This is a genomic window from Streptomyces sp. B6B3 (assembly GCF_039871525.1).
Classification (GTDB): domain Bacteria; phylum Actinomycetota; class Actinomycetes; order Streptomycetales; family Streptomycetaceae; genus Streptomyces.
On sequence record NZ_JBDPLU010000007.1, the window covers coordinates 237,077 to 259,195 of the forward strand.

Sequence of the window (22,119 nt, forward strand, 5' to 3'; positions counted from 1 at the left end):
TCTACTCCTCCGTGTCGTCCTGGCCGTTGAGGGTGGTGCGGTAGGCGGCGAGCGCCGCCGGGAGGGCGCCCTCGCGGAGGGCGTGACGCGCGTCGAGCGCGTCGCAGGCCTCCCGGGCGAAGAGCGCGGGATTGTCGGCGAGCAGCCGCCGGAACTCGGGCACGCCGCCGGGGTCGGTGGCCGGCAGCGTCGTCAACAACGCGTGCAGTACGGCCGGTTCGCCGCCGGTCGCCGCGGCCCGCCCGAGCCGCGCCAGGAACTCCTCGGGTGCCACCGGGCGTGGCGCCGGCCGCCCGGGGGCGGCGAGGTCGAGTGCGGCGAAGTCGACGCTGCCGGGGCGGAAGACGTGGTAGACGCCGCCGACGCCGGGCGCGGCGGGCGCGGCCGTCTCGGTCAGGCCGGCGACCAGGCGGGCGGCGGCCTCGTCGACCGGGGTGTAGTCGGAGCGCATCGGCACGTCGGGCCGCACGCCCAGGCGGTGGAACGCCGACAGCAGCAGATGCGTCAACGCCCGCGGGTTGGCGACGCCGTTGTCGGCGGCGGGCATCACCTCGCCGAGTCGATAGACCACGACGGGGGCGCCGAGCCGGCCGGCGTCGAGCACGAGGCGTTCGGCCACCCATTTCGAACGGCTGTAGCCGCTCGGCGGCGGCGCCGCCCGTTCCGGGGCGAAGTCCTCGGCGAGCGGGGCCGCGACGGTCGCGGCGTGGTGGTCGAGCACGCCGAGGGTGGAGACGTGGTGCAGCGGTTTGGGGCGTCCGGAGAGGGCGAACCGCAGGGCCTCGGCGGTGCCGCGCACGTTCGCCGGCCGGTGGGCGCGGTAGTCGAGCACGAAGCTGACGCGGGCGCCGATGTGCAGCACGGCGTCGCAGCGCGCGGCGAGCGCCTCCCACTCCCCCGGCGGCCAGCCGAAACACGGGCGGGCGAGGTCGCCGTGCCGGACGTCGAGCCGTTCGGCCATGGCGTCGTGCCACAGCCCCTGGGCGCGCAGCACGCGGGCGAGCCGCTCGCGGGCGCCGTGGTCGTCGGCGGCGCGGACCAGGCAGACGGCGCGGGCGGGCGTGGTCGTCAGCAGGCGGTGCACGGCGCGGGCGCCGACGAAGCCGTTCGCGCCGGTGACCAGCACGGTGCGGGGCGGGGTGGTGTCGGGGAGCCGCTCGCGGGCTGCGCGTTCGGCGAGTCGGGCCAGGTCGGGCGGCAGCGCGGCGTCGCGCACCAGCTCCGCCGCGTCGGCCGGATCGGCACGGTTCGCCGACGCGGCGGTGTCCTCCCGGGCCGCGCCCGCCGAGGCCGCACGGGCGGCCCGGCCGTGCCCGGCCGATGCGACCAGGTGCTCGGCCAAGGCGGCGGGCGTGCGCCGGTCGTAGACGTCGGCGACCGAGACCCGGACGCCGAACGCGTCCCGGATCGCCACCACCACGCGCAGCGCCGTCAACGAGTCGCCGCCGCGCCGCAGGAAGTCGTCACCCGTGCCGAATCCGGGCAGGCCCAGGGCCTCGCCCATCAGGCGCGCCAGCCGGTCGGCCGGCGCGGCGGCGGTGCGGGGGCGGCCCGGGGCGGCCCGGGGCGCGGGGGTCGAAGGGCTCGCTGGGGTCACGGACGGCCGTGTCGGTGCCGGCTCGCCGCCCGACGCGGGATCCGGTTCCCCGTCGAACGCCCCGTCCGACGCACCGGCCAACGCCCCGACCGGCCCACCGCCGGCCCCGCCTGACGCGCCGTCCGACCCAGCGTCAGGCCCATCGACCGACCCACCGCAGGACCGGCCGGATCCGCCGCCTGACCTGCCGTCGCCGATCCCTCCGTCAGGTTCGCCGCCGGCCCCGCCGGCAGAGCCACAGCCCGGCTCGGCCGGGTCCCGCTCCGCCGGGGCTCGCTGGCCCGCCTCCTCGTCGAGCTTCTGCTCGACGATCGCGCGCAGCGCGGCCAGGTCGACCTTGCCGTTGTCGGTGAGCGGCAGCGTCTGCAACACCACGCAGCGGTATGGCAGATGGACCCGGGGCAGCCGGACCTCGAGGTGGCGGCGCAGCGTCTCGGGGGAGATCCCGGGGGAAACGGCGGTGTCCGAGGCGGCCACCGCCACCAGCCGGATGCGGCCACCCCGCCGCAGGGTGAGCGCCTTCGCCTGGACCACGCCGGGGCAGCTCTCCGCCGCGGTCTCGATCTCGCCGGGCTCGATCCGCACCCCGTCCACCTTGGCCTGCCGGTCGCGGCGGCCGGCGAAGCGCAGCAGCCCGGCCTCGTCGAACCAGCCGAGGTCCCCGGTGCGGTACAGCCGGCGGCCGGGGACTCCGGGCAGCGGGTTCGGCACGAAGACCTCGGCCGTGCGGGTCGGGTCGCCGAGGTAGCCGGCGCCGAGGCAGGCGCCGCCGATGAGGATCTCTCCGGTGGCGCCGGGCGGCAACGGGCGCAGCGCGTCGTCGGCGACGACGGCGTAGCAGTTGTCGATGGGGCTGCCGAGCGGGATGTGGTCGCCCTCCTGGCCGGTGACCCGGTGGAAGACCATGCCGATGGACGCCTCGGAGGGTCCGTAGCCGTTGGTGATGTCGAGCCCGGGGACCAGTGCCCGCAGCCGGTGCACGGCGCGGGGGATGATCTCCTCGCCGCCGACCACCAGATGCCGCAGCGAGGCGAGGGCGGCGGGGTCGGCGGCGCCGGACTCCAGCAGCGAGACGAGCATGCCGAGGATGGCGGGCACGAAGTCGGTGACGGTGACCCGGTGGCGCGCGATGGTGGCGACCGTGTGCTCCAGGTCGAGGAAGTCGCCCTGTTCGGGGATGACGGTGCGGCCGCCGGTGGTGAGCGGCCACAGCAGCTGCCAGATGGCGGAGTCGAAGGTGTGGCGGCTGTTCTGCAGCACCACCTCGTCGCCGGTGGCGGCGAAGTAGCGGGACATGAAGCGGAACCGGTTGGTCAGGCCGCCGTGCACGTTGACCGCGCATTTGGGGACGCCGGTGCTGCCGGAGGTGAAGACGCCGTAGGCCGGCTCACCGGCCCCTGGAGGCGGGCCCGGACGGTCGGCGCGCGGGGCGAGGTCGTCGACGGCGACCAGGTACGGGCGGTGGCCCGCCGGCACCGGGGCGCCCGCGGTGAGGACCAGCCGGGCGCCCAACGTCCGCAGCACGGCGCGGATCCGCTCCTCCGGCCAGGCCGGGTCGCACAGCGCGAAGACGGCGCCGAGCTTCATGGCGGCGACCATGCACACCGGGAGTTCGGCGCTGTTGCCGAGCAGCAGCGGCAGCGTGTCGCCCCGGCGCACGCCGGCCCGGACCAGGTCGGCCGCGAGCCCGTTGGCGAGCGCGTCGAACTCGGCGTAGCGCAACGTGGTCTCCACCGCCGGCGCCCGGCCGCCGCCGGCGCGGCGGGTGACGGTGACGGCGGGGCGGTCGGGCGTGGCGTCGGCCCGGTCCTCGATCAACGCGGTCACCGGCCGGTAGCGGCCGTGGTCGACGCGCCGGCCGGCGACCGCCGGCGCGGCTGCCGGTCTGTAGCCCGCGGGCGGGGTTTCGTTGGACACCTCGTTCGACACGGCCTCGCACTCCCATGGTTATCGGGGTCGGGTGCGGGAGGAGGGTGCCGCGCCGGCGCGGGCCGGGCTGACGGCCGGCGCCAGTGCGGCGAGCCCGGGTGAGGGCTCGCGTCCCGCGATGAGCGCCGCCAGCAGCGTTGCCGCCGCCGGGGCCGTCTGGAATCCGTAGCCGCCCAGGCCGGCGAGCCACCAGAAGGCGGGCTCGGCCGGGTGCTGCCCGATGACGGGGGTGTCGTCGTCGGGGGCGGTGCGCAGCCCGGCCCAGGCGTGCCTGATGTGCTTCAGGTCGAGCGCGACCACGGCGCGGACCCGGTCCAGCGCGGCGGCGACGCCGAGCTCGTCCGGCCTCGGGTCGCCCGGCGGGAACGGCATGGCGTCGGAGGGCGAGAGCAGCAGCCCGCCGGGCTCGGGCTTGGCGTAGAAGGTGTCGGCGAGATCGCAGATCATCGGCCAGCGGGCCACGGCGTCGGCCTGGTCCGGGGGCACGGCGGCGATCGCGACGGTGCGGCGGAGCGGCACGAGCCCCGCGGGGGCGAGACCGGCCAGCGCGGCCACCTCGTCGGCCCAGGCGCCGGCGGCGTTGACCAGCACCGGCGCGACGTGCGGGCCCGCCGTGGTGGCGGCGTGCCACCGGCCGCCGCGCCGCGCCAGGGCGGTGACCCGGGCCCGGGTGACGACGGTGCCGCCCGCGGCGCGCAGCCCGCGCAGGAAGCCGGAGTGCACGGCGTCCGTGTCGATGTCGCACGCGCCGGGACGGTGGATCGCGCGCTCGCACGCGCCGGGGCGCAGCGCCGGGACGAGCCGCCGGGCGCCGGGCGCGTCCAGCGCGGTGGCGGGCTGGGGCGCGGTGGCTCCGGCGGCGAGCGCGGGCGCGAACAGGGCCTCGCTGCCGGGCGTCTGGAGGGCCAGCACGCCGCGGGGGCGGAGCAGCGGCGCCGGGGGGCCCGAGTGTCCCGGGTGGACGTCGGGCGGTGGGGCGTCGTAGAACGGGCGGCTGGCCGAGGTGAGGGCGCGCACGGTCGGGTTGCCGTAGTACTCGGAGAACAGCGCGGCCGACCGTCCGGTGGCATGCGTGCCCGGGGCGGCCTCGGCCTCCAGGAGGGTGACCCGGTGGCCGTGGTGGGCGAGGAAGTAGCCGGCGGCCGCCCCCGCGATGCCGGCCCCCACGACCAGGCAGTCCGTCGCCGGCCCCGTCATCCGGTACCTCGGTCCTCCCCCGCCTCCCCGGCCAGGCCCGGCGGCGCGGGGTGCGCCGGCTTGCCGGGCAGGGCGGCGAGGGCGACGAGCACGGAGAGCAGGGTGGCGCCCGCGGCGACCGCGAAGCCGTGGCCGATCGCGGTGGACAGCGCCGCGTCGGACACCGTCCCGTCGCTGGCGCCGGCGCTGGCCCACACCACGGTGCCGAGCACGGCCAGGCCGGTGGCGCCGCCGATCTGGCGGGAGGTGGTCAGTAATCCGGAGGCGGCGCCGGTGTCGCCGTGTGGCACCCGGGCGAGGGCGGCGAGCGTCAACGGCACGCCGGTGACGCTCAGTCCGACGTAGGTCAGTACGGTGGGCACCAGCATGCCGGTGAGGTAGCCGCCCGAGTCACCGATGCGCGCCAGCCACAGCATGCCGGCGCCCGAGACGAGCAGTCCCGCGCAGACCAGGCCGCGGGCGCCGAAGCGTTCGGCCAGCGGCGCGCTGGCCCGGGCCCCGACGACCAGCAGGACGGTCAGCGGCAGGTAGACCAGCGCGGTGTGGGTGGGGCTGTAGTCCCAGACGTCCTGGAGGAACAGGGTGAGGAAGAAGAAGATGCCGAACATCGAGGTGCTGGTGCACACCGCGACCGCGTAGGCGGCGAAGCGGACCCGGTCGGTGACGAGGTGCAGCGGCATCAACGGCTGCCGGGCGCGCCGCTCGACCACGGCGAAGAGCGGCACCAGCAGCGCGGCGGTGACCAGCGCCGCGAGCACGTGCGGGGTGGTCCAGCCGTCGCCGCCGCCGGAGGCGCCCTCGATCAGCCCGTAGATCAGCAGCAGTGCGGCGAGCGTGCCGGTCAGCGCCCCGGTGGCGTCGAACGTCCCGCGGATGCGGGGGGTTTCGCGCAGCACCCGGGCCCCGGCGGCGAGGATGACGACGCCGACCGGGACGTTGACGAACATCACCCAGCGCCAGGAAAGATGGTCGTTGATCAGGCCGCCGGCGAGCAGGCCCGCGCCGCCGCCGGCGGTGGCGACCGCCGTGTACCAGGCGACGGCCCGGTCGCGCCGCGACCCCTCGGGGAAGGTGACGGCGATCAGGGACAGCGCGGCGGGCGAGGCCGCGGCGGCGCCGACGCCCTGGAGGATGCGCATGCCGATGAGCTGCCACGCCTCGACGGCGAAGCCGCCGAGCAGCGAGGCCGCCGTGAAGGTGGCCACGCCGACCAGGAACATCCGCCGCCGGCCCAGGATGTCGCCCATCCGGCCGCCGAGCATCAGCAGGCCGCCGAAGGCGACCGAGTAGGAGGCGACGACCCACTCCAGGCCCGAGCCCGAAACGTCGAGCGAGTCCTGGATGCCGGGCAGCGAGACGTTCACGATGGTGGAGTCCAGCAGGAACATCAGCTGCGCGGCGGAGATCACGCCCAGCGCGAGCGAGGTGTGTCCCCCGCCGCCGTCCTCCGCGCCCGCCGGCCCCTCCCCCGCGGTCACGGCCGGGCGGCGCGGTGCCGGTGACGCTGCCGGTGGCCCGGTCATCGGCGCGCGGCGTGCTCGATCTCGAGGCGCTCGCGGAGCGGGTGGCGCAGGACCTTGCCGAGGGAGTTCTTCGGCAGCTCCCACATGAACTGCAGGCGGTCGGGCCAGAGGAGTTCGGTGACCTTCTCCTCCGCGAGGTGGGCGCGCAGGTCCTCCAGGGTGGGCACCTCCTCGCCCTGCGGGACGACGACGGCGCAGACCAGTTCGGCGCCGGGCACCCTCGGGTCGGGGGCGCCCACCACGCAGACCTCCTTGACGCCCGGGTGGACGGCGAGCACGGACTCGGCCTCCAGCGTGGAGACCTTGAGCCCGGTGGACCGGGTGATCTGGTCGGCGCTGCGTCCGGTGATCCGGATGCCGCCCCGGCCGTCGTCCCTGGCGATGTCGCTGGTGTCGAACCAGCCGTCCGCGTCGAGGCACGCCTCGTAGACCTCGCGCTGGCCGAGGTAGCCGAGGCACTGGGAGGCGCCGCGCACCAGCAGCCGGCCCTCGGCGGCCTCGGCGCCGGGCCGCGGCGCGGCGTCGCCCGTGTCGATCCGCAGCTCCATGAAGGGCTCGGCGCGGCCGTCGCTGTGCGCGCCCCAGCCCTCGGGGTCGTCGGGGCGGGTCACCGTGACGGCGCCGTTCTCGGTCATGCCCCACAGCGCGCGCACCTCGACGCCCAGGGTGTCCCGCACCTCGGCGATGAGCTGGGGCCGGATCGGCGCGGAGCCGGAGACGAGCTGGGTGAGGCCCGACAGGTCGCGGGGCCGTTCCCGCTGCGCGCCGATCATGCCCACGAGGTAGGCGGGGGTGGCGTAGGCCCAGGTGACGCCGTGGGTGGCGATGATGTCGAGCAGCAGCTCCATGTCGCTGCTGGGGTCCTGGACGACGCAGGTGGCGTGGAGCAGCAGCGGCATGTAGCAGGCGTAGGTGAGGCCCGCCATGTGCGTGGCGAAGCTGGGGATGGAGATGACGTCGTCGGCGCCGAGCAGGTGCGGCCGGGTGACCGCGAGCACCGCCGCGTGCAGGGTGTTCTGGGTGTGCACCACGCCCTTCCTGCGGCCGGTGGTGCCGGAGGTGTACAGCAGCAGGGCGGGGTCGTCGGGGCCGAGCGCGGCCTCGGGGTCGAGGGGGTGGCGCTCCTCCCAGGGGGTGCGGTCGAAGTACTCCTCGAAGTCGATCGCGCCGGAGGCGGCGGCGTCCCCCACCACCACGCGGTGCGCCAGGGTGTCGGGGGCGGCCTCGGCGAGGCGGGCGCCGTAGTCCTCGTCGTTGAACCGGTCGACGGTGACGCACACCCGGGCCCCGCTCTCGCGGAGCACGAAGCCCAGTTCGCGGACGTCCAGGGCGGGGATGACGGGGGAGACGACCGCGCCCACCCGTTGGCAGGCGAGGTAGAGGGGGGTGAGCATCCAGCGGTTCGGCAGGTAGAAGGCCACCACGTCGCCGCGCCCGACGCCGAGTTCGGCCAGGGCGGAGGCGAAACGTTCCACCTTGGCGGCCAGCCCCGCGTAGCTGAGCTCCGCGACGCGTTCCCGCCGCTCGTAGGCGATGATCGCCGGGTGATCGCCGCGCAGGCGGGCCGCCTCGGCCAGGTCGTCCAGGAACGTGGTCTCCCGCCAGGCACCCTGCGCCCGGTACGAGGCGGCCTGGTCCGGGCTCGGCGCCACGAGCGTCTCCCATATGCCCACGGCACACCCCTCCCCTAGTTGATCATGAACTTCCGTGGCTGAAAGGCTAACAGCAGAGATTGACGTCACGGCAGCCTTGATTACTCGCAAAATTTTGGTTCTCCGCCTGTTTGACGCAATCCTTGCGCGGATTGCTAATTCTCGTCGCATTGGCGCAAAAACGCCCTTCTGACACCACAATGCCCCGTAATTACAGGGCACTTGACAGACCATCGGAAGGCTGGTGAAGCTTCGCAGGCAGGCGAGGCGCGGGGAGGTCCAATGAAGATCGGTCTGTTGGGATGGGATTACTCCGGCATCGACCCGGACAGCGTCAACCTGGTTGATTTCGGCCGGGAACGCGGACACGAGATGTCGCTCTTCACGCTGGAGGAGATCGACTACCAGCCGGGCGGCGACACCGGCTTCGCCCTCTCGCTGCGCGGCGAACCGGCCGAGTCGTTCGACGCCGTCATCAGCCGCGGGAAGCTCTACGGCGACGACTTCCGGGACCGTATCGAACGGCTGACGCTGCTCAGCAACGTCCCCGGGCTGCGGATCTTCGACCCGGCCGAGGCGTGGCTGGCGGGGGACAGCAAGTTCCGCACCACCCAACTGCTCGCGGCGCACGGGCTGCCGGTGCCCCCGACCCGGTCGGTGCGCTCGTTCGAGGAACTGGAGGCCGCCTGCGCCGAGTGGGGGACGGTGATCCTCAAGGCGACCTTCGGCTTCGCCGGTGACGGGGTGGAGCGCATCGTCGACCCGGTCGCCGACAAGGCCGTCGTGGAGCGGCTGCTGGCCAGCCACCCCACCCTGCTGTGCCAGCCGTTCTACCCGACCGAGGGCGGCGAGTACCGCATCACCGTGGCGGGCGACGCCACGCCGATCAACATCCTCAAGCTTCCGGCGCCCGGCAACTGGCAGTGCCGGACGACGATGGGCGCCACCTTCGAGCGCCTCGACGCCCCGGAGGAACTCGTCGACATCGCGGTGCGCGCCACCCGCGCGATGGGCCTGACCCTGGCCGGCCTCGACATCCTGCCCGCCCCCGACGGTTACGTGATCCTGGAGGTGAACCCGGTGCCCGGCTTCCTCAACATCCTCGGCCGGGAGCAGCACCGGCAGGTGCTGGCCGGCGTGTTCGACTGGGTGGAGCGGGCGTGCGCCGAAGGGGCGGACGGGGCGGCCTGATGCGGTACCTGACCTTCGGCCGGACCACCGGCCTGCGGGTCTCCGAGATCGCGCTGGGCACCTCGCACTTCGGCGGCGCCGGCGCCAGTGCGGGTGCCGGTGCCAGTGCCGGTGCCGGTACCGGCGGCGCGCCGCACTCCGGGCGGCCGCTGTGGGCGCGCCGGACCGACGGTCCCGACCGGGCGGAGGCGCGGCGGATCTTCGACCGCTTCGCGGAGGCCGGCGGCACGTTCCTGGACACCGCCGACTGCTACCAGTTCGGTCGGGCCGAGGAACTGCTCGGGGAGTTCGTCGCCGCGGACCGCGACCATTTCGTGCTGGCCACCAAGTTCACCGCCGGCGACGGCCCCGACGCCGGCGTCTCGGGCACCGGCAACAGCCGCAAGAACATCATCCGCTCGGCGGAGGCCAGCCTGCGCCGGCTGCGCACCGACCGCGTCGACCTGTTCTGGGCGCACTTCCCCGACGCCCTCACCCCGACCGAGGAGATACTCGCCGCCCTCGACCATCTGGTCGCCGCCGGGAAGATCCTCTACGCGGGCCTGTCGAACTTCCCGGCCTGGCGCGTGGCCCGGGCCGTCACGCTGGCGGAGACCCGGGGCTGGTCGCCGATCATCGGCGTGCAGACGGAGCACAACCTCGTCAACCGGACCGCCGAGCGCGAGACGCTGCCGATGGCGGAGGCGCTCGGCCTCGGGGTGGCCGCCTGGTCCCCGCTCGCCGGCGGGCTGTTGACGGGCGGATACCGCCGCACCCCAGAGGGGTGGACCAGCGCGTCGGGGCGCCGGCATCCGCGGCACAACACCGACCGCGTCGAGGGGGTCGTCGACGCCGTGCGCGACATCGCCGCCGAGGCCGGAGTCCCGCCGTCGCACGTCGCGTTCGCCTGGCTTCGGGCCCGCGCTGACCGGTCCGCCACCGGTGTGGTGCCGCTCGTCGGGCCGCGCACCGACGACCAACTCGCCGGTTACCTCCGGGCGCTCGACACCACCCTGGACGGGGAACAGGTGGCCCGGCTCGACGAGGTCAGCGCCGAACCGCTCGGCAGCCCGCACGAGATCACCGCCCTCGTCCACGACGCGATCGTGGGCGGCGCGGCCGACCGCGTCGCCACGCCGCGGGTGCCCGTTGCCTAGCCCGCCGGTGCCTAGCCGCAGGCGCCTCGCCGCCCGTATTCCGGGCGGCTATCGGGGGTGAATAGACCCCACCCCAGTCGCAGTAGGGGTGTACGTATCCAGCAAACCGCCGAAATTCCGGCAGAGCGCCTTTACACGACAGAACTTCCCCGAAAAACCTTCCACCGGCGCAAGATCGTGTGTAGGCTTCGGCGCAGATCCCGGCGCCACCTAAGCGGAGGCATTGTGACAGACGACATGCGCTCGGTACTCGCGGAGGTCAACGCACTGCGGCAGGGTCTGGGAGAACGCTCAGGCTTCCGTGAGGAAGAGAACCTCAAGAAGCTTGTCAACCGCCTCGAAGACTCCCGTGAGCTGCGAAAACAGCCGCTGGCCCAGGCACTCATCGACGATCTCCGATCGTTTTCCCCAGGGGCTCGACTCAACGCCACCAAAGCGCACATCAACGAGCGGCGCGACAACCACATATTCTCGTTGTTCGACGCCTCCTACTTCCCCAAACTGTCCCTCGACTATCTCGTCTACGAGGAACTCCCGGCGGATTCCCATCTCGTCCAGACCTATGCCAGTCCGACGATGCCGGTCGTCATCAAGGGCAGTTCCGAGGGATTCAGGTCGCGGGTCGTCGTGGCCCTCTTCCCGGAGAACCACATCGACGGCATCCAGCGTCCCGACGACCTCATCTTCTATTTCATCGACAAGTTCGTCGAGCGCCACAACCGCATCACCCGGAAAATGATCGAGGCGGTCATGGCGGAGGGCAGCTTCCCGCTGATCCGGGGCGCCGACGACCAGACCGTCCAGCAGGCGTCCTCCTGGTGGGTGCGGCTGCACGAGTACCACCACCGCCAGGGCGACATGCCGATCCCCGAATTCCTCCCGGCGAAGAAGTACAAGCCGCTCGCCGGTCTGGAGGAGCTGCGGGTCGACGTCTCCGGCATGATGGCGCTGCTGAACGACGAGCGGCTGCCGCGCGAGGAGTCGCTCGTCGCCTACGAGTACATCCTCGCGGAGCGCCTGCTGCGCTACGCCGTGGAGGGCATCCCGCACCCCAACTACGACGCCGTGGCCTCCCAGTTACTGTTCGGCTTTCTCCGCGAGCACGACGGCATCCGGGTCCGGAACGAGATCATCGAGCTCAGCCCGTCGGTCGCCGAGGTGCTGGCCGCGTTCCTCGCCGAGATCCAGCGCATCGAGAGTCGGATCCACGAGGAGCCCGTGGAGGCCGTCCGCAAGCGGCTGTTGGAGTTCGTGAACCACTACACGGACTACGATCCGGTGGCCCGCGACTACCGCTACGTCCCGTTCTTCGCGGACGTCAAGCGCAGGCTGGGCATCTAGCCCGCTGCGCCCCGGCCGCCCAGGTCCCCACGGCCCGGCGGCCACTCCCCCGGTTCCTTCTCTCCGGCACCGCCGCACCGCAGCACCGCAGCACCGCCAGTGCCTCCGGCACGTGCACCACCTGTGTGCACCACCCACGTCCGCACCTATCGGACGCCCACCAGAGCTCACACCTACAGGAGTGATCGTGACTACCGCACCTGTGTTCACCGACGCCGCCCGGACCGAACTCGACGAGCGGGTGGAGCGGGTGATCGACGAAGCCCGGCTGCGCCGCGCCGACAACGGCTTCTTCGGCACCGCGAGGAGCCTCGAGACCGTCGACCCGCGGGCCGCCTACCGCGTCGCGGTGTGGTGGCGGGAGACGACCAAGGGCTTCATGTTCACCACCCTCGCCGGGCTCGGCGAGATGGCCCGGCGGTTCGCCACCCAGCCGGCCCCGAACCGCGAGGTCCTGGCCGCCTTCCAGACCGTGTACCAGGTGATCGGCGACGACCTGGACAACGCCGCCCCCGAGTTCAAGGCCGTCGCGCCGACCGGCCCCGCCGGCATCCACTACGTGTGGTGGCACGACACGATCGTCGCCCCGCTCGCGGCGAGGCTCGGCGAGGACGCGTCCGAGGACGCGAGCGACGCGGAGCTCCCCGAGCCGATCCGCGGCCTGCTGGACAACATGGAACGGCTGGCCGACTCCCCGTTGGGCGCCGCCGTGCAGCTGCGCGTCGTGGAGACCATCGCGTTGGACATCGCGGTGGCGTTCCGCCGGATGTACGGCAAGGTCCTCGTGGGCGGCGAGAAGGTGTTCACCGAGAACGACCAGTTCGCCTGGATCGACTCGCACATCAAGGCCGAGACCGTGCACGCCGCGCAGGTCAGCGACGACGAGACCGGCATGACCCACATGGTCACCGACCCCGCGCAGGCCGAGGAGTTCCTCGCCGTGAGCCGGGAGTACGCCGCCAACTGGTCGGCGACGCTCGAGTGCTTCGGCGACTGCCTGGCCAGGTCCGCGGCGCCGTCGCCGGTCGCGGGGGCCTGACCTCGCCCGATGGAGATCGTCGACCGCTTCGGGCTGCGGCTGGCGCTGATCGAGCCCGCGGAGCTGGACCGGGAGCCGTGGACCCGGACGGACCGTCCCCTCGACGTCGTCCGGATGCCGAACCCGCCCGCCCGCCTCTGGGACGAACTGGCGCGGCGCGGCTTCGTCCGCAAACCGGCCGTGGTGACGTGGGCGGGCGACGCCGGCCCGGACGACGACGCCTATCTGGCGGGCCTCGGCCGCTATCCCCGCAGGGCCGTCCGCCGCGCCCGCCGCGACGCGCGGCGGGCGGGCCTGCGCGAGACCGTCGAGGACCCGGTCACCCCCCGGTCCCTGGACCGCTTCCTCGAGCTCTACCGGGAACGGGTCGGCGCCATGCGGTTCGGCGTGCCGTTCGCCCTCGACTACCGGGACGCGGTGCTGCACGGGCCCCGGCGGTTCTTCGGTGTGTTCGCCTGGGAGGGCGACGAACTGGCCGGCGGCTGCCTGGTGTTGGAATGCCCGGCGGTGGACACGCTGGTGCTGCGCTTCTCCGCCGTCAGCGCCCGCTGGCGCCGCGCCAGCCTGGCCCGGGTGCTCTACCTGACGGCCCTGGCCGAGGGCCGCCGCCGCGGGTACACCCGGGCCACCCTGGGGAACGAGCCCAACCTGCTGGGCCACCTCACCCGTCCGGGACTGCTGGTGTTCAAGTCCGAGCTGGGCTTCCGACCGGTGCCCTCGCACGAGTTCGCCGACCCCGGCGCCCAGGACGAGGCCGACCTGGTGCTGCGCCTCGACTCGCTCGCGGACCCGGCGCTGATCCTCGGCTACCCCGACCCCACGACGCCCCACGCCGAGGCCCGCCTGGTCCCCCACGTCTTCCACGTCACCCCGGTCGACGCCACCCGCTACACGGCCCCCAACCTGGCCCCACCCATCCTCCACCCCGTCCCCCGGACGACGCCGGCGACGGCCGGGAGGTAGGCGTGGGCGCGCGCCGGCCCAGGAGCCAGAGCCTAGGCCTTGCGGGCGAGGCCGCCCCAGACGGCGACCTCGTCGGGGAGGCCGAAGGGGGTCACCTCGAGGCGCCAGTGGGAGCAGCTGACGACGCCGGGTTCGAGGAGGTCCAAGCCGTCGAAGAAGGTGGTGATCTGCTCGGGGTCGCGCGGGGTGTACGGGACGGCGCCGCTGTTGGCGTTGTGCCGGCGGATGGCCTCCACGTACGCGGGGTCGGTCGTGGCGCCGTCGTTCAGCCCGAGGTAGCTGCCGGGCGGCAGCGCCGCGAGCAGCCGGGCGATGATCGACCGGGCCTCGTCGGCGTCGGGCACCAGGCCGAGGATGCCCATCAGCATCAGCCCGACCGGGCGCGAGAGGTCGAGCGTCTTCTCCGCCTGCCGCAGGATCTCCTCGGGCTCGCGGACGTCGGCGTGCAGGTAGGCGCAGGAACCGGCGGGGTCGCTGGTGAGCAGCGCCTCCGCGTGCGCCAGCACCAGCGGGTCGTTGTCGACGTAGACGATCCGGCATTCGGGGGCCACCCGCTGGGCCACCTCGTGGGTGTTGTCCTGGGTGGGCAGTCCGGTGCCGATGTCGAGGAACTGCCGGATCCCCACCTCCCCGGCCAGGTGCCGCACCACGCGGCCGATGAACGCGCGCGAGTGCAGCGTCATGTCGCGCATGCCGGGGAACACCGACAGCACCCGCTCGGCCGCGGCGGCGTCCACGGGGTAGTAGTCCTTGCCGCCGGCCAGGTAGTTCCAGATCCTCGCCGAATGGGGACGGGTGTTGTCGATCAGCCCGTCCACGGGCCCCGCGCCACCGTCGTTCACCGTGCCCCGCCCTCGTCCTCGTCGCCGCCTTCGGTACCTACGTGGGAGCAGCCTGCCACAGGGCGATTCCCGCGGTCGAGCGTTCGTGCCACGCCGCGCCGGTGGCGGCGAACCGTCCTAGGATGAGCGGCGTTCCGGCGTCCGGCCGGTCGAACGACGGGGGAGACATGACGTCCCGAAGAACGGGCGCGGCCGTCGCCGCGCTGACCGCGATCCTCGGCATCGGCGCCACGGGATGCTCCTCGGACGACGCGCCCGAGGGCTCGTCGGGCGGGCTCTCCCCGCTCGGCGACCAGCCCGCCTCGGTGACGGTCGACTACCGCGTGGACGCCCCGTCGGGTGCGGCGGACATCACCTACACCGAGGCCGACGGCACCCTCCAGATCGTCGACGACGCCGAACTGCCCTGGAGCCTGGAGTTCACCGCCCGACGGTCCGAGCAGGCCGGCGCCAGCCCCAACCTGAGCGTGACGCCGGCCGACGTGCTGGCCCCCGGGTCCGACACGGAGGAGCTGAGCTGCCGGGTGACCGTGGACGACGAGGTCGCCGCGGAGCAGACGGGACCGCTCCAGGTCATGTGCGCCGTGCCGGACCTCCGCATGGCGGCGGCCGGCGACTGACCGGCGACTGACCGTCCGCGGCTTGCGCGGCGCCTCGCCCCGTGTCACCGTCTGGCCCATGAACAGACAGGTCACCGCCGCCACCCCGCACGAGATCCCGGAGCGCGCGCCCCTGCGACTCGCCGCCGGAGAGCTCGTCGAGGCGGGGAAACGCGACGATGTGTGGCCCGAGTTCGTGTTCGTGACCGCCGCCCACGGCACGGGGTGGGTCCCGGCCCGGCACCTCTCCGGACCCTCGGGACAGGTCAGGGTCGAGAAGCCCTACGACACGACGGAACTGCCCACCGCGGCGGGCGACGTCCTCGACGTGCTGGCGGAGGACCTGGCCAGCGGCTGGCTGTGGTGTCGCGACGGCGCGGGCCGGGAGGGCTGGGTGCCGCTCTCGACCCTGTCGCCCGAGGGGTAGCGCCGGTCGTACGAGCCCGGGGGCGTCACCATTCGGCGAACGAGCCGTCCGCGTGCCGCCAGCCCTGGTTGCGCCAGCGGTGGCCGGCCGCGGCGGCGTGGCGCACCGCCCTCTCGTCGATGTCGACGCCGAGTCCCGGCAGCGGGGGTCGCGCCAGGTGCCCGTCGGCGAAGCGGAAGACGGTCGGGTCCACGAGTGTGCCGAGCAGTTCGTTGTCCTCCGGCGCGTGCACGTCGAGGCTCTGCTCCTGGATGAGGAAGTTGGGCGTGGCGAAGTCCGTCTGCAGGCAGGCGGCGAGCGCGATCGGGCCGAGCGGGCAGTGCGGGGCGAACGCCACGTCGTACGCCTCGGCCATGGCGGCGATGCGGCGCACCTCGGAGATGCCGCCCGCGTGCGAGAGGTCCGGCTGGGCGACGGCGATGCCGGTCGGCAGCACGTCCCTGAAGTCCCAGCGGGAGTAGAGGCGTTCGCCGACCGCGATGGGCACGGCGGTGGCGGCCGTGATCTGGGCGAGGTCGCGGGAGAACTCCGGCAGCGTCGGCTCCTCGACGAACAGCGGCAGCAGGGGTTCGAGCAGCGGCAGCGTGCGGCGGGCCATGGCCGCGGAGAACCGGCCGTGGAAGTCGACGGCGATGTCCACCTCCCAGCCGACGGCCTCGCGCAGCGCGGTCAGCCGCGCCACCACGTCGCGCACCGCGGCGGCGGAGTCGACGGCCCGCAGCCGTTCGGCGGCGTTGCACTTGACCGCGGTGTACCCCTGGGCGACGGCGCGCTGCCCGGCCTCGGCGAGTTCGGCGGCGCTGGCGCCGCCGATCCACCGGTAGACCCTGACCCGCTCCCGCACCGGGCCGCCGAGCAGTTCGTGCACGGGCACGCCCAACTCCTTGCCCCTGATGTCCCACAGCGCCTGGTCGATGCCGGCCAGCGCGCTGTTCAGCACCGGACCGCCCCGGTAGAAACCGCCCTTGGCCAGCACCTGCCAGTGGTCCTCGATGAGCCGCGGGTCGGAGCCCATGAGGTGCTCGGAGAGCTCGGCGACGCAGGCGGCCACCGTCTCGGCACGGCCCTCGACGATGGGCTCGCCCCAGCCGGTGATGCCCTCGTCGGTCTCCACGCGCAGGAACAGCCAGCGCGGCGGGACGAGGAAGGTCTCGATCCTGACGATCTTCATGGAACCTCTCAGATCGGGCGGGTGGCGACGCGTCACGCCTCAGAGGCGGATGCGCCATCCGCCGTCGATGGGCAGGGTGGCGCCGGTGATGAAACCCGCTTCGTCGGAGGCGAGGAACGCCGCGGCGCTGGCGACCTCCTCGGGCAGGCCGAAGCGGCCCAGGACGGTGTGCTCCGCCTCGGCCCGACGCTCCTGCTCGCCGGCCCGGCTCCACTGCGGGGTGTCGATCGGGCCAGGTGCCACGGCGTTGACGCGCAGCGCCGGGCCGCACTCCACGGCCAGTTGCCGCACCAGCGCCTCCAGGCCGCCCTTGGCGGCGGCGTACGCGGCGAAGCCGGCCCGCCCGGCGCTGGCGTGGACCGAGGACACGGCCACCACGCTGCCGCGGGCGGCCAGCAGCGGTTCGCGCAGCGCGCGCACGCCGAGGTAGGCGGCGGTCAGGCAGACGTCGAGGACCCGGTGCCAGTCCTCCTCGGGCAGCTCGTGGACCGGCCTGACGCTCATCGCGTAGGCGTTGGAGACCAGGACGTCGACCCGGCCGTGGGCGGCGAGCGTCGCCCGGGCCAGCCGCTGCCAGTCGGCGGCGCGCGCCACGTCGCACGCGACGTGGTCGGCCCGGTGGCCCTCGGCGCGCAGCGCGGTGGCGACCCGCTCGCCGGCCTCGGCGTCGACGTCGGCGATGACGACGGCCGCGCCCTCGGCGGCGAAGCGCCGGGCGCAGGCCGCGCCGATGCCGCTGCCGCCGCCGGTCACCACGGCCACCCGCTCCGCGAAGCGGTCAGGGAAACGGGTCGCGAAGCGGCCGGGGAGGCGCGTCGCGAGGCGGTCCGGGAGGCGGGTCACGCCGGGGGTCCGGTGATGCGGTTGAGCGCGGCGGCGAGGTCCGAGGGCTCGCCGAGGATCAACGCGGCGCCGCCGAGCGCCCCGACCCGGGCGCCGAGCCCCAACTCGCCGGCCACCACGTCCACGTCGCGCACCAGCGAGAGCGCGTAGCGGCGGAGCGCGGTGCGCATCGGCGCGAGCAGCGTCTCCCCGGCCCGGGAGAGCTCGCCGCCCACCACGATGCGCTCGGGGTTGAGCAGGTTGCACAGGTTGGCCAGCACCTGGCCGACCACCGCGCCGATGTCGGCGAGGACGCCCTCGCCCGCCCGGTCGCCGGCCGCCGTGCGGGCCAGCATCTCCTCCAGGCCGGTGCCGGGGCCGAAGACGGGGCGCAGCGCGTCGAGTACGGCGGGGATGCCCGCGTGCAGCACCAGGCAGCCGCGGTTGCCGCAGCGGCAGGCGGGCCCGTCGATGCTGACCGAGACGTGGCCCAGCTCGCCGGCGGCGCCGAGGGTGCCCCGGTACAGCCGCCCGTCGAGGATCAGGCCCGCGGCGATGCCGCTGGACAGGCCCACGTACAGCAGGTCGGCGACGCCCCGGCCGGCACCCCAGCGCGCCTCGGCGACGGCCTCCAGGCGGGTGTTGTTCTCCACCGCCACCGGCACCCCGAGCGCCCGCCCGAACGCGTCGGCGGCGCGGAAGTTGGACCAGGGTTCGCCCGGCAGGGAGACGCCGACCACGCCCGTGGTGTGGTCGATGGGGCCCGGCACGCCGATGCCGGCGCCGATGATCTGGTCGCGCCCGAGGCCGTGCTCGTCCAGCAGCCGGGTGAGGACGCCGAGCCCGGCGGCGATGCGCTGGTCGGGGCCGGTGGCGGGGTCGACGCCCGCGCCCGCGCTGGCGATCCGCCGCGAGGACAGGTCGCTCAGGTGCACCCAGACGCCGTCGTGGATGTGGTTCATGCCCACCACGGCGGCGGCCCGCGGATTGACCGCCAGCAGGTCGCGGACCCGCCCGTCGCGGACCTGCCCGTCGCCGTCCGGGCCCGGGTCCCCCTCGGACTGGATCACCAGGCCGCGGTCCATGAGGTCGGTGACGATCGTGGAGACCGTGGTCCGGGAGACCTCGGCCCGCCGCGCCAGGCCGGCCCGGTGCTGGGGTCCGTGGGCGAGCAGCAGGGAGAGGACCCCCTCCTGGTTGGTGCGGCGGAGGTTGCGCAGGGCTCCTCCGGGCTTCTGGCTCATAGAGCGCAGAGTACCTCGTCGTTTCGAAAGTTCGTCAAGAGTCTTGACAGACTCCCGCCGCAGTCCGAGGCTCTGGCCACTCAACCGCACATCTTCCGACGCACTTCCGCAACGCACGTCCGACGTACCCATCAACTCTTCACACGAAAGTGATGAGTGCATGACGCAAAGCAACTTCCCGCGCCCCGGCGCTCCCCTCGGCCGCCGCGGCTTCCTCGGGCTCGCGGCGGGCGGCGCCGCCACGGGCGCGGCCGCGCTCTCCGGCTGCGCCCTCTCGGTCGCCGGCGGCGCGACGGGCAGGAACACCGTCACGATCATGGCGACGGAGGGGGACTTCACCGACGAGATGATCGAACAGGCCGCGGACGAGCTGGGCATCAGGATCAACGTCGTCCTGGAGGACGTCACCCTGCTGACCGCGATGCTCGCCAGCGGCCAACCGCCCGACCTGGTGCGCGGCCTGGGCGCCCTGCAGACGCCGTACCTGGCCGCGCGCGACGTGGCCGAGGAGCTCGATCCGTACTTCGCCCGGAGCTCGATCCTGAACGTCGACGACCTCGACCCGGTCAACGACCTCTGGCGCTACGACGGCCGGCGGCAGGGCCGCGGCCCGATCTACGGCATGGCCAAGGACTACTCCCAGGACTCCATGTTCTGGTTCAACACGGCGCTCTTCGACGAGGCCGGAGTCGGCCACCCGTCCACCACCGAGCCCGTGACGTACGACGAGCTGCTGGACCTGGGCGAACGGGTGACCCAGCGCAGGGACGGCCGGACCACCGTCTACGGCCTGAGCGCCAGCGGCCTGGGCCTGTTCTCGAACCTCATGGTGCTCACCGCGTCCGCGGGCGGTTCGCTGTTCAGCGAGGACCTGGGCCGGGTCGACTTCTCGACCCCCGAGGCCCGCAGGGCGCTCACCTGGTACCTGGACTTCGCCAGGGCCGGCGTCGGCCCCAGCCTCATCGACCCCAACCCCGACGGATGGGACGGCCCGACGTACAACGCCGGCCGCATGGCGATGGCGGGCGCCGGCTACTGGTTCCTGGGCAACATCGCCGCCACGCCCGAGATCGCGGAGGCGTCGCGTTTCGCCCCCGCCCCCCAGTTCGACACCGGCCGGCGGGTCAGCCCCTGCCAGGCCGGAACGGGCTTCTGGATACCGAAAAAGGCGCCCCACAAGGAGCTGGCCTGGCGCCTCTTCGAGTGGTACTTCGGCGAGGGACCCGCCGAGGCCCGGGCGTCGGGCGGCTGGGGCATCCCCACCCTCGAGTCCCTCCGCCCGCTGATGCCCACGGCCGAGCCGTTCCAGCGGCAGGCCTTCGAGGTGCAGCAGGCGGAGCTGGAGTACTTCTCCGTCCTCTCCTTCACCCCCTACGTGCGCCCCGAGGCGTTCGACGCGGTACTGAACCAGCTGCTGCCCGCCGCGATGCGGGGCGAGCGGGCCGTCGACGACCTGGTCCGCGAGCTCAACGAGCGCATGAACCACCAGATGGACCTCGGTAAGGAGCTCGTGTGATGGCCGTACAGGAGATCCGGGGCGCGGCCAGCCCGCCCGCGCGGGTCGCGCGCGCGGCCCGCGCGTCGACGCCGCGGCGTAACAGCGCCACCAGGCGCCGGCACCGCGCCTTCTACATGTTCACCGGCCCCTGGCTGCTCGGCTTCGTGCTGCTGACCGTCTTCCCCATGGGCTACGCCCTGTGGATGAGCTTCACCAACTTCGACGGCATCTCGCCCAACTGGCACTGGGTCGGCCTGGAGAACTACCGCGAGCTGTGGTCCGACCCGCTGACCCGGCAGTCCCTCGGACGCACCCTGCTGTTCGTGGCGGTCACGGTGCCGATGTCGATCGTCGCCGGCCTGATCCTGGCGGTCATGGTCAACCGCCCGCTGCGCGGCCGGGGCCTGTGGCGCACGCTCCTCTACCTGCCCGCCGTCGTGCCGCCGGTCGGCGCGGCCCTCACCTTCAAGCTGGTCTTCGACAAGAACGCCGGCGCCGCCAACGGCGTTCTCGACGTCTTCGGGGTCAACGCCGTCAGCTGGCTGACCGACCCCTACGCCCGTTACGTGATCATGATGACGGTGCTGTGGGGCGCGGGGAACGTCATGATCATCTCGCTGGCCGGTCTGCAGGACATCCCCCGGGACCTCCAGGAGGCCGCGCGCATCGACGGCGCCACGGCCTGGCGTTCCTTCCGGAGCGTCACGCTGCCGCTGCTCTCCCCGGTCATCCTCTTCCAGACGATCACCGGCGTGATCGGCGCGCTGCAGACCTTCATGCCGCTGCTGCTGGCGGCGAACTCCACCCCGGCGGGCGCCACCAGCGTACCGGGCGACAACTACATGTACATGATCAACGTGTTCGCGCAGTACTTCGCCTACGGCCGCTTCGGCTACGCCTCCGCGCTGCTGTGGGTGCTGTTCGCGGTGATCGTCGCGGTCACCGCCCTCATCTTCAAGCTCACCGCCGGCGCGGTGTTCTACAACGTCGACCCGGAGGCGAAGAAGTGACTGTCCGCGCACCCAGGCTCCTCCTGTACTCGGCGCTGGTGATCGTCACCGGCCTGATGCTCGGCCCGTTCGGCTGGCTCGTCCTCACCTCCCTGAAGGCCCCGGAGGAGGTGGCGGCGCTCCCGGTGCAGTGGCTCCCCGAGACCTTCCGGTGGGGCAACTACTCCGAGGCGTGGAGCGGGGTCATCGACTACCTCGGCTACGCCCGCAACTCGCTGATCATCGCGGCCATCTACAGCGTGCTGGTCACCCTCAGCTCCGCCTGGGCGGGCTACGGCTTCGCCCGGCTGTCGGCGCCGGGCAAGAAGGCGCTCTTCGGCCTGCTGCTGAGCACGATGATGCTGCCGCAGATGATCACCTTCATCCCCACGTACCTGATCTTCGCGCGACTGAACATGCTCAACACCTACTGGCCGTGGGTGCTGTGGGGCGTGGTCGGCGCCCCCTACCTGATCTTCCTCTTCCGCCAGTTCTTCGCCGGCATGCCGCGGGAGTTGGAGGAGGCGGCGATCATCGACGGCTGCGGCTACGCCCATATCTTCTGGCGCATCTTCCTGCCCCAGTCCTGGCCCGCCATCGCCGCCAGCCTGGTGATCTCCTTCGCCTGGAGCTGGGGCGACTACCTCGCCCCGATGATGCTGCTCAGCAGCGACAGGACCACGCTCGCCGTCGCGCTGTCCACGTCGTTCGTCAACGAACAGGGCCTGCCGATCAACAACCTCATGGCCGCCGGCGCCGTCATCTACGTCCTGCCGCCGCTGCTGCTCTTCCTCGTCGCCCAGCGCGGCTTCATCGCGGGGATCTCCACCTCGGGCCTCAAGTAGCCGCGGCGGGAGCCCCGCACGGAAGCACCCACCCAGAAGTACCCGCACGGCCATGGCCTCACGGGCGTCCGTGCGCCACGATAGATGAACGTTTTCTAGATTTCGTTTTCTGAA

The 22,119-nt window shown here is 73.4% G+C and carries 18 protein-coding genes; 10 read left to right on the plus strand and 8 right to left on the minus strand.

The window, feature by feature from the left end; all coding sequences use genetic code 11:
* Position 1 precedes the first annotated feature (1 nt).
* Genes ABGB06_RS17455 through ABGB06_RS17470 form a run of 4 tightly spaced genes read right to left on the minus strand, consistent with a single transcriptional unit; the run spans position 2 to position 7,919 of the window.
* Entirely contained in the window at positions 2–3,526 is a 3,525-nt protein-coding gene (locus tag ABGB06_RS17455) for an amino acid adenylation domain-containing protein (RefSeq protein WP_347590251.1), read from the minus strand.
* 18 nt (positions 3,527–3,544) lie between these two features.
* Positions 3,545–4,723 carry an FAD-dependent oxidoreductase gene (locus ABGB06_RS17460; RefSeq protein ID WP_347590253.1) on the minus strand — a complete coding sequence of 393 codons (1,179 nt, stop codon included), beginning with the start codon at positions 4,721–4,723 and terminating at the stop codon, positions 3,545–3,547.
* Positions 4,720–6,201, minus strand: coding sequence for an MFS transporter (locus tag ABGB06_RS17465; protein WP_347590255.1), 1,482 nt, complete (start codon positions 6,199–6,201; stop codon positions 4,720–4,722). Before ABGB06_RS17465 ends, ABGB06_RS17460 begins: the two co-directional genes overlap by 4 nt.
* A gap of 41 nt (positions 6,202–6,242) precedes the next feature.
* Positions 6,243–7,919: an AMP-binding protein gene (locus ABGB06_RS17470; protein ID WP_347590257.1), complete on the minus strand. Its 1,677-nt coding sequence runs from the start codon at positions 7,917–7,919 to the stop codon at positions 6,243–6,245.
* A 261-nt stretch (positions 7,920–8,180) separates the two neighbouring features.
* Here ABGB06_RS17470 and ABGB06_RS17475 point away from each other — a divergent pair, with 261 nt between their 5' ends.
* The 5 genes from ABGB06_RS17475 to ABGB06_RS17495 all read left to right on the plus strand — a co-directional run bounded on the left by ABGB06_RS17475 (position 8,181) and on the right by ABGB06_RS17495 (position 13,568).
* Positions 8,181–9,089, plus strand: a complete 909-nt coding sequence (locus tag ABGB06_RS17475) for an ATP-grasp domain-containing protein (protein WP_347590259.1) — start codon at positions 8,181–8,183, stop codon at positions 9,087–9,089.
* Positions 9,059–10,225 (plus strand): aldo/keto reductase, encoded by a 1,167-nt coding sequence (locus tag ABGB06_RS17480; protein ID WP_347590261.1) that lies wholly within the window; start codon positions 9,059–9,061, stop codon positions 10,223–10,225. Before ABGB06_RS17475 ends, ABGB06_RS17480 begins: the two co-directional genes overlap by 31 nt.
* A 225-nt stretch (positions 10,226–10,450) precedes the next feature.
* A complete protein-coding gene (locus tag ABGB06_RS17485; RefSeq protein ID WP_347590263.1) occupies positions 10,451–11,566 on the plus strand; it encodes a DUF6421 family protein in 1,116 nt (371 codons plus the stop codon).
* Between the two features lie 187 nt (positions 11,567–11,753).
* Positions 11,754–12,605: a DUF6202 family protein gene (locus tag ABGB06_RS17490; protein ID WP_347590265.1), complete on the plus strand. Its 852-nt coding sequence runs from the start codon at positions 11,754–11,756 to the stop codon at positions 12,603–12,605.
* Positions 12,606–12,614: 9 nt separating this feature from the next.
* A complete protein-coding gene (locus ABGB06_RS17495) occupies positions 12,615–13,568 on the plus strand; it encodes a GNAT family N-acetyltransferase (protein ID WP_347590267.1) in 954 nt (317 codons plus the stop codon).
* A gap of 32 nt (positions 13,569–13,600) precedes the next feature.
* Here ABGB06_RS17495 and ABGB06_RS17500 read toward each other — a convergent pair whose 3' ends face one another.
* Positions 13,601–14,410, minus strand: a complete 810-nt coding sequence (locus tag ABGB06_RS17500) for an SAM-dependent methyltransferase (protein ID WP_347590269.1) — start codon at positions 14,408–14,410, stop codon at positions 13,601–13,603.
* A 167-nt stretch (positions 14,411–14,577) separates the two neighbouring features.
* Here ABGB06_RS17500 and ABGB06_RS17505 point away from each other — a divergent pair, with 167 nt between their 5' ends.
* A complete protein-coding gene (locus tag ABGB06_RS17505; RefSeq protein ID WP_347590271.1) occupies positions 14,578–15,030 on the plus strand; it encodes an MmpS family transport accessory protein in 453 nt (150 codons plus the stop codon).
* Positions 15,031–15,088: 58 nt separating this feature from the next.
* The gene (locus ABGB06_RS17510) at positions 15,089–15,436 is read left to right on the plus strand and encodes an SH3 domain-containing protein (protein WP_347590273.1); all 348 of its coding nucleotides are present in this window, start codon (positions 15,089–15,091) and stop codon (positions 15,434–15,436) included.
* Between the two features lie 25 nt (positions 15,437–15,461).
* Here ABGB06_RS17510 and dgoD read toward each other — a convergent pair whose 3' ends face one another.
* Genes dgoD through ABGB06_RS17525 form a run of 3 tightly spaced genes read right to left on the minus strand, consistent with a single transcriptional unit; the run spans position 15,462 to position 18,673 of the window.
* A complete protein-coding gene (gene dgoD, locus ABGB06_RS17515) occupies positions 15,462–16,607 on the minus strand; it encodes a galactonate dehydratase (RefSeq protein WP_347590275.1) in 1,146 nt (381 codons plus the stop codon).
* Positions 16,608–16,646: 39 nt separating this feature from the next.
* On the minus strand, positions 16,647–17,450 hold the full coding sequence (locus tag ABGB06_RS17520) for an SDR family NAD(P)-dependent oxidoreductase (protein WP_347590277.1): 804 nt from the start codon (positions 17,448–17,450) through the stop codon (positions 16,647–16,649).
* Positions 17,447–18,673 carry an ROK family transcriptional regulator gene (locus ABGB06_RS17525; protein ID WP_347590279.1) on the minus strand — a complete coding sequence of 409 codons (1,227 nt, stop codon included), beginning with the start codon at positions 18,671–18,673 and terminating at the stop codon, positions 17,447–17,449. The genes ABGB06_RS17520 and ABGB06_RS17525 overlap by 4 nt, the downstream gene beginning before the upstream one ends.
* 160 nt (positions 18,674–18,833) lie before the next feature.
* Here ABGB06_RS17525 and ABGB06_RS17530 point away from each other — a divergent pair, with 160 nt between their 5' ends.
* The 3 genes from ABGB06_RS17530 (at position 18,834) to ABGB06_RS17540 (ending at position 22,005) form a co-directional block, all read left to right on the plus strand.
* Positions 18,834–20,189, plus strand: coding sequence for a sugar ABC transporter substrate-binding protein (locus ABGB06_RS17530; RefSeq protein WP_347590281.1), 1,356 nt, complete (start codon positions 18,834–18,836; stop codon positions 20,187–20,189).
* Positions 20,190–20,305: 116 nt separating this feature from the next.
* A complete protein-coding gene (locus tag ABGB06_RS17535) occupies positions 20,306–21,181 on the plus strand; it encodes a sugar ABC transporter permease (RefSeq protein ID WP_347590489.1) in 876 nt (291 codons plus the stop codon).
* A 56-nt stretch (positions 21,182–21,237) separates the two neighbouring features.
* The gene (locus tag ABGB06_RS17540) at positions 21,238–22,005 is read left to right on the plus strand and encodes a carbohydrate ABC transporter permease (RefSeq protein WP_347590491.1); all 768 of its coding nucleotides are present in this window, start codon (positions 21,238–21,240) and stop codon (positions 22,003–22,005) included.
* The last annotated feature ends 114 nt before the right edge of the window (positions 22,006–22,119 follow it).

What these genes read in the sequence shown, in the direction of transcription:
- ABGB06_RS17460 (WP_347590253.1), bottom strand. Translation starts at nt 4,723, where the DNA reads ATGACGGGGCCGGCGACGGACTGCCTGGTCGTGGGGGCCGGCATCGCG.
- ABGB06_RS17475 (WP_347590259.1), top strand. Translation starts at nt 8,181, where the DNA reads ATGAAGATCGGTCTGTTGGGATGGGATTACTCCGGCATCGACCCGGAC.
- ABGB06_RS17495 (WP_347590267.1), top strand. Translation starts at nt 12,615, where the DNA reads ATGGAGATCGTCGACCGCTTCGGGCTGCGGCTGGCGCTGATCGAGCCC.
- ABGB06_RS17505 (WP_347590271.1), top strand. Translation starts at nt 14,578, where the DNA reads ATGACGTCCCGAAGAACGGGCGCGGCCGTCGCCGCGCTGACCGCGATC.
- ABGB06_RS17510 (WP_347590273.1), top strand. Translation starts at nt 15,089, where the DNA reads ATGAACAGACAGGTCACCGCCGCCACCCCGCACGAGATCCCGGAGCGC.
- dgoD (WP_347590275.1), bottom strand. Translation starts at nt 16,607, where the DNA reads ATGAAGATCGTCAGGATCGAGACCTTCCTCGTCCCGCCGCGCTGGCTG.
- ABGB06_RS17525 (WP_347590279.1), bottom strand. Translation starts at nt 18,673, where the DNA reads ATGAGCCAGAAGCCCGGAGGAGCCCTGCGCAACCTCCGCCGCACCAAC.
- ABGB06_RS17530 (WP_347590281.1), top strand. Translation starts at nt 18,834, where the DNA reads ATGACGCAAAGCAACTTCCCGCGCCCCGGCGCTCCCCTCGGCCGCCGC.
- ABGB06_RS17535 (WP_347590489.1), top strand. Translation starts at nt 20,306, where the DNA reads ATGTTCACCGGCCCCTGGCTGCTCGGCTTCGTGCTGCTGACCGTCTTC.
- ABGB06_RS17540 (WP_347590491.1), top strand. Translation starts at nt 21,238, where the DNA reads ATGCTCGGCCCGTTCGGCTGGCTCGTCCTCACCTCCCTGAAGGCCCCG.